The following is a 13820-nucleotide window of genomic DNA, read 5'->3' on the forward strand; positions in this document are numbered from 1 at the left end:
CACGAAGTATAGCCACAAAAATCGTGTGACTCTGTGATAAAACCCACAAGTCCGTACCGCATATGAAATAGGTTTTCTCAACCTATTCGATAGAACATTCGCAAAATTATGTTGGAAACCTGAAAATTAAAAGAAACCTTGTAGAAAATCACATCATTCAAAAGGCGAACTCAATCGCCAAAAAACCGTTTCAACACCCGGATCATGTAATCATGGTCAGCCACCCCGGCGCTTTCGCGCACACTGTGCATCGCCCACATCGGGCAACCGACATCGACGCTGCGGATACCGAGTTTCGCTGAAGCAATCGGCCCGATGGTGCTGCCGCATGGCAGGTCGCTGCGATGTGAGTAGCGCTGATAGGGCACTTCGGCGTCTTCGCACCAACGGATGAATTGCGCGGCGGAAACGCTTTCGGTGCTGTAACGGCGATTGGCGTTGGATTTAATCACCGGTCCTTGATTGACGAACACGCGGTGGTCGGCGTCGTACGAAGCTGGAAAATTCGGATGATAACCGTGCGCCATGTCGGCGCTGATCAGAAAGCTGTTCGCCAAGGCACGCGCGGTATCTTCGCGATCCATCGCGGTGGCGATGCAAATCCGCTGCAAAGTATCGGCGAGAAAACTGCCGGCGGCGCCGACATGACTCTCGCTGCCGATTTCCTCGTGATCGAAAAACGCGCACACCAGCGTACTGCGCGCATCGTTCAGAACCGTATCTTCTAGCAGCGCTTGCAAACCGGCGTGGCACGACGCCAGATTGTCGATCTGGCTGTCGGCGTAAAATTCGCGGTTCGCGCCCCACACCGCGCCTTTTTGCGTGTCATACACCGCCAGATCCCACGACAGGATTTGCGCGGCGTCAATACCGCTGGCTTGCTCCAGCAGCGCCAGAAAATACGGTTGCGGCAATTGTTCGCCGGTCAGTTGCGCGAACAGCGGCGGCAATTCGTTTTGTTTATGCAGCTTTAAACCGTCTTCGTTGACGCCGCGATTCATGTGAATCGCCAGATTCGGCAAGCGCAACAGCGGTTGATCGAAGCGCACTAGCCGATAAGACAGTTTGCCATGTTCGTCGAGATAACTGATGCGGCCCGCGAGGCTTAAATCGCGATCGGTAAATGTCGCCAGGATCGGTCCGCCGTAAATCTCGACTCCCAACCGGACAAAGCCGTTGCTCACGGTAGCGGCATGCGGCCGGATGCGGAATCCCGGCGAGTCGGTATGCGCGCCGACAATTTTAAACCCCGCATCGGATGGCGCTTGATTGCCCAGCACGAACAGCACGATCGACGAATCGTCGCGCTTCACGTAATAACGCCCGCCTGCTTGCAGTTGCCATTTGGCGGTTTCGTCGAGTTTGACGAATTGAAAGGCTTGAACGGCGGCCTCGACCGAAGCGGCGGCATGCCACGGACTCGGGCTGCGGTCGATGAAGTCAAGTAAATCTTGAATCGGGTTATCAGGGGTCATTTGCGTTGCCACGGTCAGTTATGAATCCAGTTTATTCAGGATTGCTGAAAATAGATCAATTCGATCGATCCGGCAACCCGGATAGACACAATTTTTTAATCATCCATTTCATTCATGCAATGATGGGTTTTCATTTTCCAGAAATTCGTTATAATGCCTTCTGTTGAAGTGAGCGAATTGAAAAATCAATCACTTAGATAATAATAAAAACAATTTATGTATCGGATTAAGTATGCGCGCTATCGCAATGATACGATAGACTAACCAGCATCTTTCCGCAGTGAAAAAATTCCGGTCCGGTTGTTAAAATGATCATTTCTTAGCGCAGCTCTTTTTGATTAACCGATTTTTTTTACCCAATTAATGCATATGCCCCTTAAAACATAGGATAAGAATATGAATAATAAATTACATCACTTTTTGATATTGTCGATTGCCGCAGGGCTATCGGTTTCGGCTCACGCCACAACGCTGCCGGTGATTGATCTCGACGCCGCCAAAGAATACATGCCTTTGATGGTTGCCAGCGATGATCCTGATAACTGGATCGCGCCGCTGGGCTTGCCATTTGACGGCGTAGCCAAGCTGTCGTTGAGCCGCAGCGACGGTAATTTCGGTTGCAGCGGCTCGCTGCTGGACGGCGGCGCTTTCTTGATGACCGCCGCGCATTGTGTCACCGATGATGACGGCAATAATCTGCTCAATTCCGCCACGATTTCTTTCCAGGGCGGCGCGATCACCACAACTTCCACCGAGGCTTTTGTCTTCCCAACCTGGGATGGTCATTCGCTCGGAAACAATGACGACATCGCAATTCTCAAGCTGGATACACCAATCAATTCCATTCCCGGTTTTGGGCTTGCAACCGGCAGCCCGGTTCTTCAACCGGTATTACACGCCGGTTACGGTTTGATCGGCACTGGTTTAACCGGCGCCATCCCCGGTACTTTTGGCACGTTGCATTACGGTTATAACGTTTACGACGCTGTCTGGAGTGGCGGCAGTCTGGCGTATGATTTTGATAACGGCACCGCAGCGAATGATGTATTTTGTATCATCGCCGGAACCTGTAACACGGGTTTGCCATTTCCTAACGAAGCCATGATTGCATCCGGCGATTCCGGCGGTCCCAGCTTTGTTCTCGAGGGTGGTGTATTCAAGCTAGTAGGCGTACATTCATTCGGTGCCACCTTCGGTTTGGGATTCGGTGACATTGACGATGATTTGAATTCTACTTTTGGCGAAGTTGCCGGTGACACGTATTTGCTGCCACATGCCGCCTGGATTGCAAGCATTACGGCAGTGCCCGAGCCTCAAACTTATCTGATGTTGCTGGCCGGCTTATTCGGTATTGGCATGTTTGTGCAACGCCGTAGCAATCATCATCAGGCATAACGGCTAATGATGATTTTTTGTTCTAAATCTTTTACGAACAGGAGAATTATTATGAAAACATTCACTTATGTATCTATTATCGGTGCAGCTTCATTTGTTTTATCAGGGGTGACACATGCCGCCACCATCACTTTTGACGATCTCGCGCCTACCGGTAACAGCGTTTCTACTGCCGTCACTTCGGATGGTTTTAATTTCGCTGGCGATCATTTTCATATCATTGATACCTTCGATTCGAGACTCGTTTCGAGCGGATCGAATTATCTTTCAGCCGAAGCAGCCTCTGCTTTAGGAAAAGCGGTAACAATGACACACGCAGGCGGCAGCCTTTTCAATCTGGTTGGACTTGAAGTGGCTGAACTATGGCTGCCTGGTGAATCTCTCAACGATTTCTCTGACGTCATCATCACCGGCAATCAATCCGGCGGCGGCGTACTCAGCACCAGCATTACGCTTGATGGAATACGCGATGGCGTAGGCGGTGTCAATGATTTTCAATGGGCGGCCATCGGCTGGACAAACCTGATCTCAGTGACTATCACTGGCGCCAATAGTACCGGCGCTTTCGGAGATTATTCAATTGATAATATCAATGTCTCATTGGTACCGGAACCTGAAACCTATGCTCTTTTGCTGGCCGGATTAGGTATTGTCGGTGCATATGCGCGCCGTCGTGCGATCAATGGCTAAACTTCTGAAAATCTGAAGTTACAAATCGCTATCGGCTGCAAACCGGTGACTGGATGAAAAAAAGCCCCGCATAATTTGCGGGGCTTTTTTTATTGGCCGCTTAGTTGCCGTCTTTCTGCTACTTTCCCATTTTTTCGTTAAATGCCTTGCAGCTTGTTGATATCGAATTGCCATTTGAGCGGATCTTCAATATTCACAATGCTATCCGCGCCTTTCGATAAATCCAGAATTTCCGCCTGAATGTAAGCATTGGCGCGCGTTGAGAAGAACACTTTGATGATGGGCGCTGTCAGGCTTTTTTTGGATTGTTCAAGGATGACACCCAGCCGACCGGATTTGAGCTTGACCAGTGTGCCGTTAGGATAAATTCCGATGGTTTTTACAAATGCATGGAATACTTTCTCGTCGAAATGTCCATCTTTCCAAGACGCCATTTTATGAATGGATTCTGATGGCGACCAAGCTTTTTTGTAGCAACGTTCCGAACTGATGGCGTCATACACATCACAAACTGCACCCATGCGGGCAAAAAGCGTCAATTGATCACCTGATAGTTTCTCTGGATAACCCTGTCCATCCATCCGCTCATGGTGATGTAAACATACATCCAGAGCAGATTCTTGCACTTGATAACAGGATTTGAGAATTTCCCATCCGCGCCGGGGATGGCTTCTCATGATCGAAAATTCTTCATCGGTTAATTTCCCGGGTTTTTCTAATACCTCATTAGGAACCGCCATCTTACCGACATCGTGCAGCAACCCGGCGACGCCCGCTTGCCTGAGTTGCTCTCCTTGCAATCCCATTTGCCTTCCAAGCGCCACCATCAGCATGCAAACTGCGACGGAATGCAAATAGGTATATTCATTGGCGGTTTTCAATCGCACCAGACTCAACAACGCATTGGGATTGCGCTCCATGGATTGGTTAATTTCATCCACCAGCACGGTTGCTTCTTCGATCTCCAGCGCTTTACCCATGCGAACTTCAGAAAACATGCTGGTAACCGCTTCTTTGGCTTTGCTATGAATTTTTTTAGCCGCATCCATTTCTTCATCCACCGAAACCGGGAGCTGTGGCTTTTTAGCCGGTTTTGGAATTTCAACGCTGGGTTTGTTGGAATATGGATTAATTTTGATGGCGGATTGCAGATTTTTGACATCCAATCCTTTATCGGTGTCTATCCATATCTCGTCGAAACTGCAACCGAGCAGTTTATCCAGATCCTTTTGCTGATCCAGCTTAAATGATTTTCTCCAGAATGGATGCTCGAGCCAATTTCCCCGCAACTCATGAATATACATGCCTAATCGAACTTCATTAGCCTGAACTTTTTTTATCATATAAAAATACACATGGAAATAATCTACCGACAGAACTCACTTTGAGCCGGCTTCAGGGTTTACGGTACTGGTTGTTCCTTTTATATCGTATCGCTTGCCAAACGGTCCGGACATCAACAAGCTCATGCCGGATCAGCAACGTAATTGCGATTTCTTCGATAGCGGCATACAAACAAAAAATAGCAGCTACTCGAATCGGCCAATCCAGCAATCCCGTAAATAACAAAACATAGCTTACTACGGTAATTGCCACTGCAAGCTTTACACTCCAGGTGTGATAACTACTAATGGTATGAAACTTAATGAGGCTAATTACAACAGGCAGTGTAAAACTTAACACGATGATCAACCAGTACAGCTTTTCCCGGATGATAATTTCCGGCCATAGAATCCAAGCGCAAATTGCCATCGTGCTATAGATAAAAAAATCTCCCCAGCTATCGAGCCGTGAACCCACTGCAGTTATTTGATTGAGCCATCGAGCCAAAAAACCGTCCAAGATGTCGGTGAATACCGCGAACAACAACACACCTATGAACCAGTTGGGCTGATCTGTAAGCGCGAAATAAAACAGAAGCGGCGTCGCCAGTAAGCGAATCAAACTGACCAGATTGGGAATATTTATTATCTGATTCTTTGTACGATTCATGACGGAACTCCTTGTTAGTTAAGGTTTCTTCTTTAGAATCCTCCAGTGATAAAGCATATATGTCATCACAAGATCGACGATCAAGAAAACAAAAACCAGCAATGAAATATCGGATACTCCGAGATGAAAATTCTGCATCACTATCAGCGCCGGCATCAACGATTCCGGTACCTGATCGAGCAAGAATGCCTTGCTGCTTGGCGCCATCCCCAAGCGGCGCTTAATGAAACTCGAAAACAAATCACCGAGAACCGCAAATAATGCAATGTGCCATCCTGTTTCGAAAGAATACCCCAGTACACTCGCTGCAATGGGGGTTACCAGCAATGCTGCGATTATTCCTCGCCAGGTTTTCGAAGACCCGAAGATACGATTGTTGTCCGCGAAGTTTCTACCGAAATCGACTGCAAGGTCTAAATGGTCCTTCAATAGCAGCCGTACCAATACTGGTGCGCCATTTGCGATTATAATTAAAAGCAACAGATGTAAAAATTCGATCGACAATGTCAATATTCCATCTTCAAAGGTATTTTTTTGCTCGGTCATTATGACCGGTTTGGAAGCTAATAATTCGGAAACCGTATGGCCGACCTATCATTAAAAGTACTCACCTATAATATTCATAAAGGATTCAGTGCAAGTAATCTTCGTTTCATCCTTCATGAGATCAAGAACTCATTACGACAGATCAATGCTGATATCGTTTTTCTGCAGGAAGTGCATGGCGAGCGGAATATTTCCAACAATCGCTTTGATGACTGGCCGAATAACCAGCAATTCGAATTTCTGGCCGACCAAGTTTGGCAGCATTACGCCTATGGCAAGAATGCCATTTATAAGTCAGGCCATCATGGCAACGCCATTCTCAGTAAATATCCGTTTATTGAATGGGATAACATCAACGTGTCGTTGTTTCGGTCTGCCAGCCGTAGTTTGTTGCACGGAGCCATTCAAATCCCCGGTATTAACCGCAAAATTCATATTATTTGTGTTCATTTGGGTTTATTCGGACTGGAAAGGGATCGTCAACTCTCCACATTGGTAAGGCGCATCAATTCGCATGTGCCATTTGAAGAACCATTGGTAATCGCAGGGGACTTTAACGACTGGCGCGGGCGCGCTGAACACTATCTACATCGTGATTTGGGTGTAAAAGAAGTTTTCAAAACCACCCACGGAACTTATGCTCGTACATTTCCTGCTTGGCTCCCCGTATTATCAATGGATCGCATTTACTTCCGGGGCCTTGATGTTGTCGATTGCAACTTCTTACATGGCCAGCCATGGCATCGCATGTCTGACCATATTCCATTAATCGCCGAATTTAAACTGAGATAGCACTAAATTGCATTGATTGGCGCATTCAATGCTTAATGACAGTTTCAATAATCTGCTCTTCAGAACCTGATGATAATGGCGGTTGTGGAATCGGTGCTGGAAGCAATTCCGGTTTATGTTCCAATGCCAAATCAAGTACTTGATCGATCCACTTAACTGGATGAATCGTTAGTTGATTTTTTACATTCGCTGGAATATCAGCCAGATCCTTAACATTTTGTTCAGGAATAATAACGACCTTGATACCACCACGATGCGCCGCCAGTAATTTTTCCTTCAATCCCCCGATAGGAAGCACTTCGCCCCTCAGAGTGATCTCACCAGTCATTGCCACGTCAGCACGCACAGCGATATTTGTCAGCACCGATACCATCGCAACACAGATCCCAATTCCGGCGCTTGGACCGTCTTTCGGCGTTGCACCTTCCGGCAGGTGGATATGAATATCGTTCTTTTGATAGAAATCTTCCGCTAATCCAAAAATATGAGCACGACTCCGAACTACTGATAATGCCGCTTGTATGGATTCCTGCATGACTTCACCCAACTTGCCGGTTGTAATGGTTTTGCCTTTGCCTGGCAGCACCACTGCTTCAATCGTTAACAACTCACCCCCGACTTCTGTCCAGGCCAGACCGGTAACTTGTCCGATTTGATTTTTTTCTTCGGCAATACCGTAGGTATAGCGACGCACCCCCAGGAATTTATCGAGATTCTTCGATGTCACCGCCACTTTGCCTTTTTCTTTCTTGAGCAATAAGGCCTTTACAGCTTTCCGGCAGATTTTTGAAATCTCCCGTTCCATTGCCCGCACTCCTGCTTCTCTTGTGTAATAACGCGCAATATCCCTAAGCGCGGATTCTGAGACGGTCAATTCACTTTCTTTAAGCCCATGATTACGCATCTGTTTGGTTAGCAGATAACGAGTAGCAATATTTAATTTCTCGTCTTCCGTATAACCGGATAATTTAATCACTTCCATACGATCAAGAAGCGCAGGCGGGATATTCAAAGTATTGGCAGTCGCCACAAACATTACATCTGAAAGATCGTATTCCACTTCGACATAGTGATCCACAAAAGTATTATTCTGCTCTGGATCGAGTACCTCAAGCAACGCAGAAGATGGATCACCTCGAAAGTCCATTCCCATTTTATCCACTTCATCAAGCAGAAATAACGGGTTCTTGACCGCAACCTTGCTCATATTCTGCAAAATTTTACCCGGCATGGATCCGATATAAGTCCGCCGATGTCCGCGTATTTCCGCCTCATCTCGCACCCCGCCAAGCGACATGCGCACAAATTTGCGGTTCGTTGCATGTGCAATCGATTGCCCCAGTGAGGTTTTACCTACACCCGGAGGACCAACCAAGCAAAGAATCGGAGCTTTCATTTTGTTAACACGTTGCTGAACTGCCAGATACTCTACAATCCGCTCTTTGACTTTTTCCAAACCGTAATGATCTTTTTCCAGCGCATCCTCGGCTGCTTTTAAATCCTGGTTAATCTTGCTTTTTTTCTTCCAAGGTAACGCAACCAATGCATCAATATAGTTACGCACTACCGTGGCTTCAGCTGACATTGGTGACATCAACCGCAGTTTCTTTAACTCGGATTCCGCTTTGGCAAGGGCATCTTTAGGCATTTGGGCGGATTTAATTTTTCTCTCAATTTCTTCAATATCCGCACCATCTTCGCCTTCGCCTAATTCCTTTTGAATAGCTTTTACCTGTTCATTCAGGTAATAATCACGTTGGCTTTTCTCCATTTGCCGCTTAACTCTACCGCGGATTCTTTTTTCCACTTGCAGGATATCAAGTTCAGTCTCAAGCAAACCAAGCAGATGTTCCAGCCGTTTTGGAACATCAAATATCTCAAGAACTTCCTGCTTCTGCTCCAGTTTAAGCGGAAGATATGCTGCAATTGTGTCAACTAAGCGCCCGGCATCATCAATACCTCCCATTGATGTAATGATTTCAGGAGGTATCTTTTTATTGAGTTTTACATATTGATCGAATTGCGTCAGGATAGCGCGCCGCATTGCCTCTGCTTCCGGATTATCAGCAACATTAATTTCAATTTGCGAGGCTCTTCCTGAATAATGCGTTTCGGAGTCAATCAACTCATGAATCCGAGCACGATAATTACCTTCCACTAAAACTTTGACGGTTCCGTCAGGAAGCTTGAGCATCTGCAGCAAGCTGGCAATACTGCATACTTCATAGAGATCTTCAGGGGCAGGATCATCCTTTGATGCGATTTTTTGGGCCACAAGAAGTATATTTTTATTTGACTCCATAGCCAACTCGAGCGCTTTAATCGACTTTTGTCTCCCAACAAACAGTGGAATGACCATATGTGGAAAAACCACCACATCCCGCAAAGGAAGCAACGGTAGTATTAATTGTTCGGAGTGTTCTAATAAAGAATTCATATCGGCTTATAAAAAAAACGTAACTATTGGATGAACTATATGCGCAACCCGGGGAAACTCGGGATCTACAAAATACACAGACTACACTAGCACAGAAGAACCTGCTTTAATCCAGTAATTAGACGTGAAAATACACAATTATTACCCACTCTCAGCGTTCCTTCAGTTACACTAACAGACTTTTATTTAGAACGCTTTGCAACTTTAGGTTGATCTGAATAAATTAAAATCGGTTTAATGTCACCATTTGAAGAACTGTAATCAATTACAACCTTCGATACATTATCAAGTGATGGCAAATCGTACATGATATCCAGCAATATCTCTTCCAGAATGGAGCGTAGACCGCGAGCACCAGTTTTCCGGGTTAAAGCACTTTTTGCTATGGCCTTTAAGGCTGGTTCTCTAAATTCCAGATCCACCCCTTCCATGTTGAACATCTTCCAATATTGTTTAACCAATGCATTCTTTGGTTCTGTAAGAATTTGAATTAACGCTGCTTCATTGAGTTCTTCGAGTGTAGCGACAACCGGCAAACGTCCAACGAATTCAGGTATCAATCCAAACTTCACAAGATCTTCCGGTTCAACTTGTTGCAAAACTTTGTTCACATTACTACTTGCAGAATTTTTTACTTCAACGCCAAACCCGATTCCGCCTTTCTCGGTACGTGCCCTGATCACTTTATCCAATCCATCAAACGCACCACCGCAAATAAACAGAATGTTGGTTGTATCGACTTGAATAAACTCTTGATTAGGATGTTTCCGACCTCCTTGAGGGGGAACCATAGCAATTGTTCCCTCAATCAATTTCAACAATGCTTGTTGTACACCTTCACCGGAAACATCGCGAGTTATTGAAGGGTTATCGGACTTACGGGAAATTTTATCTATCTCGTCAATGTATACAATACCTCGTTGCGCTTTCTCCGCATCATAATTACATTTTTGCAGCAACTTTTGAATAATGTTTTCTACATCTTCGCCAACATAGCCCGCCTCTGTTAGTGCCGTTGCATCGGCCATGATAAATGGAACATCTAACAGCCGAGCCAGCGTTTGGGCAAGCAATGTCTTACCTGATCCCGTAGGTCCAACCAGCAAAATATTACTTTTGGACAATTCGATGTCGTCACCGTCTTCCGATTTAACGACGTTCCTTAAACGCTTGTAATGATTATAGACTGCGACAGAAAGTATCTTTTTTGCCGACTCTTGTCCTATTACATATTGATCGAGTATCTGACAGATTTCACGCGGAACGGGTAAATTGGATTTAACCAGCTTTGTAGCTTCGTCACCTTGCATTTCTTCACGGATAATGTCATTGCAAAGATCAATACATTCATCACAAATAAATACAGAAGGACCTGCAATGAGTTTTCGTACCTCATGCTGACTCTTGCCGCAAAAAGAACAATAAAGAAGCTTTTCACCACTCGTTTTGTCTGGCATATTCTTTTCCCACCCTAATCGAGTTTAACAATTCTTATTTTAAAAAATAAGCAATATCCCGCTAATTAAGCACTTTCGTCTCTATGAGATAACACTGCATCAACCAAACCATAACTAACTGATTCAGTTGCACTCATAAAGTTATCACGATCTGTATCCTTTTCAATTTCTGAAACAGATCGACCCGTATGTTTAGCTAGGATTTCGTTTAGACGCGCTTTGAGATATAAAATTTCCCGTGCATGTATTTCAATATCTGATGCCTGCCCTTGAAAACCTCCCAGCGGTTGATGAATCATGACACGCGAATTGGGCAAGCAGTATCTTTTTCCTTTCGCACCGGCGGTTAATAACAATGATCCCATGCTGGCAGCCTGCCCGATGCATAAGGTACTAACATCCGGTTTGATATATTGCATAGTGTCATATATTGCCATGCCCGCAGACACCATTCCCCCGGGAGAATTAATATATAAATAAATATCTTTCTCGGAATTCTCCGACTCAAGAAATAATAACTGCGCAACTATCAGATTTGCACTTGATTCCGTAACCGGCCCCACGAGAAATATGACTCTCTCTTTTAATAATCGTGAATAGATATCATACGCACGCTCACCTCTTCCGCTCGACTCAATGACCATTGGGATTAATCCCAGATTCATTGGTTCTATATTTCTCACATCATTATTTAATTGAATCATTTCAGGAGATTCCCATGAGCTCATCAAAAGATACTGATTTGTCGATCTGTTTAATTTTTCCCAAAGCCCAACTTACAACATTTTCTTCTAATGCAAGCGCTTCGGCTTCTTTCAAACGATCTGGAGAAGCGTAGTGCCATTTTACAACTTGTTCAGGATTTTCATAACTCTGGGCTACATCCTCGATAATACTGCGCACCTGCTCGGATGTAGCTTTAAGCCCATGTTCTTTAACAAGTTCCGATAGAATAAGACCCAGCTTAATGCGATACTCCGCTTTTCCTTTAAACAGATCTGCTGACAGGGGAATTTCTTTGGATTTCATTCCACGTGCTTCAAGATCGTTCTTAGCATCCTGCATTAACCGTTCAATCTCTTGGTTAACTAAAATATTCGGTACTTCCAGCGGCGTACTATCCAGTAAAACCTGCATAACTTGCTCTTTCAACCTGGTTCTGATTCTCCTTGAAACTTCACGCTCAAGATCTTTTTGTATTCCCTCGCGCAATTTTCTCAAATCCCCATCATCAATACCCAGCGACTTGGCAAGATTTTCGTCAACTATTGGTATTACAGGCTCTTCAAGCGAAATAAGTTTTACTTCGAAGGTAACGGTTTTTCCCGCAAGATCTTTATTATGATAATCTTCCGGAAAAACGACATCAAACGATTTATCGTCTCCTGGTTTCATGCCAGTTAATGAATTCTCAAAATCCTTGAGAAATTTTCCATCACCTAGTATCAACTGCACATCATTGGCTGAACCGCCATCGAAATCCTTGCCAGCAATCATACCACGATAATTTATCTTGACCCGGTCACCCGCTTTAGCCGGCCTTTCAACAGATTCATAGGTTGTGCGCTGTTTACAAATCATCTCTAGAGTTTTATCAATATCCGCCTCTGATACTTGAACTTCCGGGCGTTCGATGTTGTGCTTGCTCAAATCGCCTAAGACAATTTCGGGATAAATTTCAAACGTGGCGCTGACAGTATATATAGCGGCGGCATCACCATCTGATAACTTTTCCTCAAAACGTGGATAGCCCACAACTTGCAAATTATGTTCTTTGACCGCTTCCTTAAATTCTTTATGCACGGCATCATTCAATACATCTTGCTGTACCTGCAATCCGTACATTTGTGTAACTATTTTCAAAGGAACTTTTCCTGGCCGGAAACCATGCAGTTTTGTTGTTTTTGCAATCCGCTTCAATCGATTATCTATCTCGTTCTGCAAATTTTCACGAGAAACCGTGATATCAAAACGGCGCTCCAAAGCACCCAGATTTTCTACATTTGATCCCATTAAAATTCCTGACTGATTAACTATTTTTAGAAATATTCAGTGATAAAGCTGACAACTGTTCATCTCAAACTCATAAATCGGGTTCTCAGCACTGATCCCATTTGGTGCGAAAGGGGGGACTCGAACCCCCACACCTCTCGGCGCCAGAACCTAAATCTGGTGCGTCTACCAATTCCGCCACTTTCGCATTCCCTGATATTCCAGGCGATTATACCTATTAATCCCACCAACCGCAGCCAGATCGTTTAATTGAAAGAGCCGCTAGCAATAAAAAGTCTTACCACTGATACCTTTACTATCAGGCCCCATCAAGTACAAGTAATTGTTCATTAAGTCATCGGGTTGCCGCATGGTTCTTTTGAGCTCCCCGGGGTGGGTTTTTATTCGCTGCGGCGAATTCACGACACCTGGCACAATGCTATTGATGCGGAGATTAGGCAGCGCTTCCCATTCATCGGCTTGAATCTTTACCAACGCATCGACACCGGCCTTAGCCACTGCAAAACCTCCCCAATAGGCGGCTGGCTGATTGCCTTGTGTGCTGGAAGTCATGATAACGCTCGCATCGGGTGAAGCTTTAAGTAAGGGAAGGCATGCTTTCGTTACTGCAAAGGGTGCTATTAGATTGATTTGGAACATCGCTCGCCATTGAGCAGCCGTTTGATACTCCAAAGGACTCAAGTCATACAGAAAAGCTGCATTATGCAAGATTCCATCGAGCCGCCCCAGCTGCTCCCCGATTGCTTGAGTTAACAGAGCATAATCCTTTTCTTCGGCACGCTCGAAGTCCAATGGAAAAATTAATGCCTGAGCTTTACCGATTGCTTCAATCTCATCATAAACAGCCTCTAACTTCTTAACCTTACGTCCGTGAAGTATCACCGTTGCTCCATAACGCGCAAAAGCAAGCGCAGCCGCACGGCCCAGACCTTGTCCCGCACCTGTAACAAGAATTACCCGATCCTTAAGCAAATCTGCAGACGCGGAATAGTTTTCCAATGTATTCATAACTCAGAATTTATC

The 13820-nt window shown here is 45.2% G+C and carries 12 protein-coding genes and 1 tRNA gene; 3 read left to right on the top strand and 10 right to left on the bottom strand.

Annotated elements, in window-relative coordinates:
- Positions 1–170 precede the first annotated feature (170 nt).
- A complete protein-coding gene (locus ACV7NC_RS05470; protein ID WP_458154493.1) occupies positions 171–1475 on the bottom strand; it encodes a M18 family aminopeptidase in 1305 nt (434 codons plus the stop codon).
- A gap of 396 nt (positions 1476–1871) precedes the next feature.
- Between ACV7NC_RS05470 and ACV7NC_RS05475 the strand changes: the two genes are divergently transcribed.
- Complete coding sequence (locus ACV7NC_RS05475; RefSeq protein ID WP_458154494.1) at positions 1872–2870, top strand: trypsin-like serine protease; 999 nt, start codon at positions 1872–1874, stop codon at positions 2868–2870.
- A 51-nt stretch (positions 2871–2921) separates the two neighbouring features.
- Positions 2922–3560: a PEP-CTERM sorting domain-containing protein gene (locus ACV7NC_RS05480; RefSeq protein WP_458154495.1), complete on the top strand. Its 639-nt coding sequence runs from the start codon at positions 2922–2924 to the stop codon at positions 3558–3560.
- A 137-nt stretch (positions 3561–3697) separates the two neighbouring features.
- On the opposite strand, the gene ACV7NC_RS05485 is transcribed toward ACV7NC_RS05480, so the two are convergent.
- Genes ACV7NC_RS05485 through ACV7NC_RS05495 form a run of 3 tightly spaced genes read right to left on the bottom strand, consistent with a single transcriptional unit; the run spans position 3698 to position 6098 of the window.
- Positions 3698–4903 (bottom strand): HD-GYP domain-containing protein, encoded by a 1206-nt coding sequence (locus ACV7NC_RS05485; protein WP_458154497.1) that lies wholly within the window; start codon positions 4901–4903, stop codon positions 3698–3700.
- A gap of 52 nt (positions 4904–4955) precedes the next feature.
- A complete protein-coding gene (locus ACV7NC_RS05490) occupies positions 4956–5552 on the bottom strand; it encodes a CDP-alcohol phosphatidyltransferase family protein (protein ID WP_458154498.1) in 597 nt (198 codons plus the stop codon).
- A gap of 18 nt (positions 5553–5570) precedes the next feature.
- Positions 5571–6098 carry a CDP-archaeol synthase gene (locus ACV7NC_RS05495; RefSeq protein WP_458154500.1) on the bottom strand — a complete coding sequence of 176 codons (528 nt, stop codon included), beginning with the start codon at positions 6096–6098 and terminating at the stop codon, positions 5571–5573.
- A 36-nt stretch (positions 6099–6134) separates the two neighbouring features.
- On the opposite strand from ACV7NC_RS05495, the gene ACV7NC_RS05500 reads away from it, so the two are divergent.
- Positions 6135–6890 carry an endonuclease/exonuclease/phosphatase family protein gene (locus ACV7NC_RS05500; protein WP_458154501.1) on the top strand — a complete coding sequence of 252 codons (756 nt, stop codon included), beginning with the start codon at positions 6135–6137 and terminating at the stop codon, positions 6888–6890.
- A 25-nt stretch (positions 6891–6915) separates the two neighbouring features.
- On the opposite strand, the gene lon is transcribed toward ACV7NC_RS05500, so the two are convergent.
- The 6 genes from lon to ACV7NC_RS05530 form a co-directional block, all read right to left on the bottom strand.
- Complete coding sequence (gene lon, locus ACV7NC_RS05505; RefSeq protein ID WP_458154502.1) at positions 6916–9327, bottom strand: endopeptidase La; 2412 nt, start codon at positions 9325–9327, stop codon at positions 6916–6918.
- Between the two features lie 182 nt (positions 9328–9509).
- A complete protein-coding gene (gene clpX, locus ACV7NC_RS05510; RefSeq protein WP_458154503.1) occupies positions 9510–10784 on the bottom strand; it encodes an ATP-dependent Clp protease ATP-binding subunit ClpX in 1275 nt (424 codons plus the stop codon).
- Positions 10785–10849: 65 nt separating this feature from the next.
- Positions 10850–11488, bottom strand: a complete 639-nt coding sequence (clpP, locus tag ACV7NC_RS05515; RefSeq protein WP_458154504.1) for an ATP-dependent Clp endopeptidase proteolytic subunit ClpP — start codon at positions 11486–11488, stop codon at positions 10850–10852.
- Position 11489: 1 nt separating this feature from the next.
- Complete coding sequence (gene tig, locus ACV7NC_RS05520) at positions 11490–12797, bottom strand: trigger factor (RefSeq protein WP_458154505.1); 1308 nt, start codon at positions 12795–12797, stop codon at positions 11490–11492.
- A 102-nt stretch (positions 12798–12899) separates the two neighbouring features.
- Positions 12900–12984 (bottom strand) — tRNA-Leu (locus ACV7NC_RS05525).
- Positions 12985–13058: 74 nt separating this feature from the next.
- Positions 13059–13805 (bottom strand): YciK family oxidoreductase, encoded by a 747-nt coding sequence (locus ACV7NC_RS05530; RefSeq protein WP_458154507.1) that lies wholly within the window; start codon positions 13803–13805, stop codon positions 13059–13061.
- Between the last annotated feature and the right edge of the window lie 15 nt (positions 13806–13820).

Source organism: Nitrosomonas limosa, from assembly GCF_054188085.1.

Bases quoted from the DNA above. Each gene is read 5' to 3' on its own strand.
- clpP (WP_458154504.1), bottom strand. From the start codon at position 11,488: ATGATTCAATTAAATAATGATGTGAGAAATATAGAACCAATGAATCTG.
- tig (WP_458154505.1), bottom strand. From the start codon at position 12,797: ATGGGATCAAATGTAGAAAATCTGGGTGCTTTGGAGCGCCGTTTTGAT.
- ACV7NC_RS05495 (WP_458154500.1), bottom strand. From the start codon at position 6,098: ATGACCGAGCAAAAAAATACCTTTGAAGATGGAATATTGACATTGTCG.
- ACV7NC_RS05500 (WP_458154501.1), top strand. From the start codon at position 6,135: ATGGCCGACCTATCATTAAAAGTACTCACCTATAATATTCATAAAGGA.
- ACV7NC_RS05490 (WP_458154498.1), bottom strand. From the start codon at position 5,552: ATGAATCGTACAAAGAATCAGATAATAAATATTCCCAATCTGGTCAGT.
- ACV7NC_RS05475 (WP_458154494.1), top strand. From the start codon at position 1,872: ATGAATAATAAATTACATCACTTTTTGATATTGTCGATTGCCGCAGGG.
- ACV7NC_RS05530 (WP_458154507.1), bottom strand. From the start codon at position 13,805: ATGAATACATTGGAAAACTATTCCGCGTCTGCAGATTTGCTTAAGGAT.
- ACV7NC_RS05485 (WP_458154497.1), bottom strand. From the start codon at position 4,903: ATGATAAAAAAAGTTCAGGCTAATGAAGTTCGATTAGGCATGTATATT.
- ACV7NC_RS05480 (WP_458154495.1), top strand. From the start codon at position 2,922: ATGAAAACATTCACTTATGTATCTATTATCGGTGCAGCTTCATTTGTT.
- ACV7NC_RS05470 (WP_458154493.1), bottom strand. From the start codon at position 1,475: ATGACCCCTGATAACCCGATTCAAGATTTACTTGACTTCATCGACCGC.
- clpX (WP_458154503.1), bottom strand. From the start codon at position 10,784: ATGCCAGACAAAACGAGTGGTGAAAAGCTTCTTTATTGTTCTTTTTGC.
- lon (WP_458154502.1), bottom strand. From the start codon at position 9,327: ATGAATTCTTTATTAGAACACTCCGAACAATTAATACTACCGTTGCTT.